Genomic DNA, 3,586 nt, shown 5'->3' on the forward strand with positions numbered 1-3,586 from the left:
CTCAGGCTGAACCGGAAATACCAGCGAACCGCGCAGCTGATGACGATGGCAGGGAAGCGGTGACCGTGATAAAGCGACTTTCTTTTCCTTCATCGCTTCATTCGACCCCCGCTACTGCGTCAACCTGACAGAGCCGTTAGCAGTCTTGGTGATGCTGCCCTGACGTCGCTTGCCGCCCGACGAATGCTCCGAGGGCGTTACACCGAGCCACGCCATGAGCTGCCGTGGATGCGTGAAACGCGACAGGTCTCCCAGTTCTGAAACCATACCGACAGCCGTAACAAACTGCACTCCGCGCATCGCCTGCAGAGCTAGCACCACAGGATAAAAGCGCCAGTTGACGACTGCATCTCGCAACGCCAACTCCAATCGTCCACATTGCACAAGACGATCCTCGATCGTGCGCCGATGCGCTTCAAATGCCAGTTGTTGCCATGCGTTAGCGAACGAGTACTCGGAGAGCCAGCGTCGGTGCGATTCACCCCAGTTCGCGCGCCCCGTATAGCCCACGCCATGTGCGAGCAGAAACGACTTCAGTCGCTGACGGGCTTGCCGCAAATCCTCCTTGACTGCTGCCCACGCCCGCGCCAGATCCCGGAAGGCTTCGTCTTCGACACCGGGCACATACACGGCAGTCAGGTTGCCTGCCCGAAGAGAACGAACGAGCTTCGCGGCGTCGCGCCGGTCCGTCTTGACGCGCTCGCCGGGTTTCTTCGGAATCAGCGATGGCGCACACACCATGCTCTCGAAGCCGCGCTGCGTCAGTTGCCGATGCAGCCCGTAGCCGCACGGACCCGCCTCGTAAGCTGCACACACGCGTGAAGCCTTCGACTGCAGCCGCTTGCACAGTCGATCGATCTCCGTTTGAGTTGTGCCGATCTTGCCAAGCGATTCGACCTCCCCTGCGTCAATCGCGTAGGCCACCATAATCGATTCCTTGTCGGGTAGCAGCGGCGCATCACTGCGCCGCCGCCCCCTGAGGTAGGGTCGAGAACTGGCGCGCGCACGGTAGGCCCCGGTGGCTTTTCCCTCGCTTTCGCGGTGGGCCTCAATCCGGTTGCCATGGCCACGTTTCCAGCTCCCGCCACGTCAAACGCAGCATGCGGTTTTCCCGCACTACGCTTTCCTGTTCGCTTCACGTCAAGATTTATGGGACCTATCATGCCGGGGACGCTTTCGGGGTGGTAGCACGGCGAACCCGATAGCCGTTGAACAGCTTCAGTTCGTCATATAGCCAGTGCCTACTCCACGTCTTCCAGCCGAAGCCCCGACGATTCCGGGATCGACCCATGTGGCGTCGAATCTTCTTTTCCACCCAGTCCTTGATGAAGCTGAAGCACTCGCTGGAGTGTCCAACAGCGAAGTAATTCACCCAGCCGCGCAGCACCGGGTTGATCAGTTGCACTACCCGATCCACCGGCTGCGACTGGTATCGCCGGAACACCTCCTTGAGCTTGCGCAATAACGCCGTGCGTTTCTTCAACTTGGGCGTATAGTGCGCTCGCCACACCTGCCGCCCGATACTGCGCAGGCGTCGGAAGTCAAACCCCAGGAAGCCGAAGCTTTCCGCGCGGTCCAGATCCACGGTGCGACTCTTCTCTTCATTAACCTCGACCTGTAGTTTGGCAAATTCTTCCCGAAGGCGCCGGCTTACCATCCGCAGCAACCACGCATTGCGCGGGTGAGCATCGATCAGCACGACCAGATCGTCAGCGAATCGAGCATACTCGACGTAGGTGTACTTCCCGCTGCGCGTTGAGCTTTTCACCCGCTCCAGCATCCGGTCTACCTCCGTGAGATAGATGTTACTGAGCAGGGGCGAAATCACCCCGCCTTGCGGAACGCCTTGTTTGCCCGACGCCGTCAGCATCAGCTTCAGCAGATGCATGACGTCGTCGTCCTTGATCCGACGCGCCACTTTTTCAAGCAGTAGATGATGCCGAACTGTGTCAAAGTAGGCGCGCAAGTCAAGATCGATGACGCGGGTCTTGCACTGAACAATCGCCGTTGCCACCCGATGCACCGCTTCGTGCGCGGTACGCTTGGGACGATAGCCGTACGACCCCGGTTGGAAGTCTGCCTCAAAGATCGGCTCCAGTATGAGCTTGAGCGCACCCTGGACCACACGATCGCGGATGGCAGGAATCGAAAGGACGCGGACTTTGCCCCCGTCTTTCGGTATTTCCTGTCGCCGTGCTCGCAGTGGCCGGTAGGTGCGCCCGGTCAGTTCGTCCTGTATCTGCGCAAGAAAGCCCACCACGCCTTGCGCCTCGATGGCCACGAACGTCACCCCGTCAATACCCGGCGCGCCGTTGTTCTTTCTGGCCAACGCGTACGCTTCGCACAGCGTTTCCATCTTGCAGACATGGACATACAAACCCCAGAAACGCCAGGACGGTTCAGCCTTCGCCTTGACGTATATTCCCCGCCTCAGGTCCTGCAAACTGCTGGACGCCTTTGTCATCTCGCCCTTGCCTCCCATGTTGTCGAGGAAATTACAAACAGCAGGGCCCCTTCGCTCCACCAGCGTTACCCGGCTTCACAGCTAGTACGGACCCATCCGCCACCCTCTCGCCTTCGGTCCACTTCCCGGGTTCGCCGGTTATAGGACCTACCTTGCTCCGGCGATTTCGCGCCGGGGCGAGGAGGGCTTCTCCAGTTGCTCAGCATGTCCTTGTCATCGTGCCGTCGCTTCCACCCCGCCGAAGTGGAATAGCCGTATCGGTCAGATTTCGGCTACCCATGCTGCCTTCGCCCTCTCGGTTGCGAGCTCGGCCTTCGGGTCTCTTCACTTTCGAGGCCACATCCACGTTCATCTTCATTACGGCCCGATGACTCGCACGTCCCCCAAGGAGACGGTCGTCGATAGGCTTCAGAGTCTTGGTTTCCCGCCACCCTGCTATCCCAGCTACGGAGCTTCTGACTTCTACCCCGGCAGGTCTATCTCCTGCTGAACACGCCAGCCTTAGCTGGACGCACAACCGGACGTGCGGGTCACCCCGCATCCGGCTCAAGCCATTGCTTCAGCACCATGGGTGGCACCGGGCAACTTGGCGGAGCGTTTCGCGGTTCGACGGCGGCCAAAGTAGGGATCCCATGCCGGATCAAACGGATTGGCCAACCCCCCCGGATTTTGACGTGCCGTTGAATCACGACCGTTGCTGCGCGGAAGAGTTGCAGGCCGCAGGTGTCACCCTCGGTTGAACCCTTTGTCGCAAAATCCCAGAACCGGTATCCGTCGCGCCGGAAGTACCGTTGTCTGACCCACCGGGCTCCCTTCATGGGGTGTCGACGCTTCGCCCATTTCCAGAGCCATCGCCAGATGTGTGAGTCGATTGAGGAGAAGATCACTTTCGACACGACGTGACGGTGATACTGGGCCCATCCCCGGATCACAGGGTTAAGCTGGCGTATCAACGCCTCCTACGTGGCGCTCGCGTTGTTCTTGATGATTCCCCTGAACGGCGAGCCCGAGACGATTACCGTGGACAAGAGCGGTGCGAATCTGGCTGCGCTCGAGGCTCTCAACGCCGGGCGCGACACGCCGATCAAGATCCGCCAGAACAAGTATCTGAACAACATCATC

2 protein-coding genes and 3 pseudogenes are annotated in these 3,586 nt (G+C 59.9%); 1 reads left to right on the top strand and 4 read right to left on the bottom strand.

The features are described from left to right. The 4 genes and pseudogenes from VSR34_RS37570 to VSR34_RS37585 form a co-directional block, all read right to left on the bottom strand. A pseudogene (locus tag VSR34_RS37570) lies at positions 1–86 on the bottom strand (IS6 family transposase); the annotation flags it as partial. A 46-nt stretch (positions 87–132) separates the two neighbouring features. Further along, positions 133–927: pseudogene (locus tag VSR34_RS37575) on the bottom strand (IS110 family transposase); the annotation flags it as partial. A gap of 232 nt (positions 928–1,159) precedes the next feature. Beyond that, positions 1,160–2,464: a group II intron reverse transcriptase/maturase gene (gene ltrA, locus VSR34_RS37580; protein ID WP_342965134.1), complete on the bottom strand. Its 1,305-nt coding sequence runs from the start codon at positions 2,462–2,464 to the stop codon at positions 1,160–1,162. A gap of 530 nt (positions 2,465–2,994) precedes the next feature. Further along, positions 2,995–3,396, bottom strand: coding sequence for a group II intron maturase-specific domain-containing protein (locus tag VSR34_RS37585; RefSeq protein WP_342965135.1), 402 nt, complete (start codon positions 3,394–3,396; stop codon positions 2,995–2,997). Positions 3,397–3,460: 64 nt separating this feature from the next. Here VSR34_RS37585 and VSR34_RS37590 point away from each other — a divergent pair. Then, positions 3,461–3,586 (top strand): annotated as a pseudogene (locus tag VSR34_RS37590) (IS6 family transposase); the annotation flags it as partial.

It is taken from the genome of Paraburkholderia sp. JHI2823 (assembly GCF_038900695.1).
Classification (GTDB): domain Bacteria; phylum Pseudomonadota; class Gammaproteobacteria; order Burkholderiales; family Burkholderiaceae; genus Paraburkholderia; species Paraburkholderia mimosarum.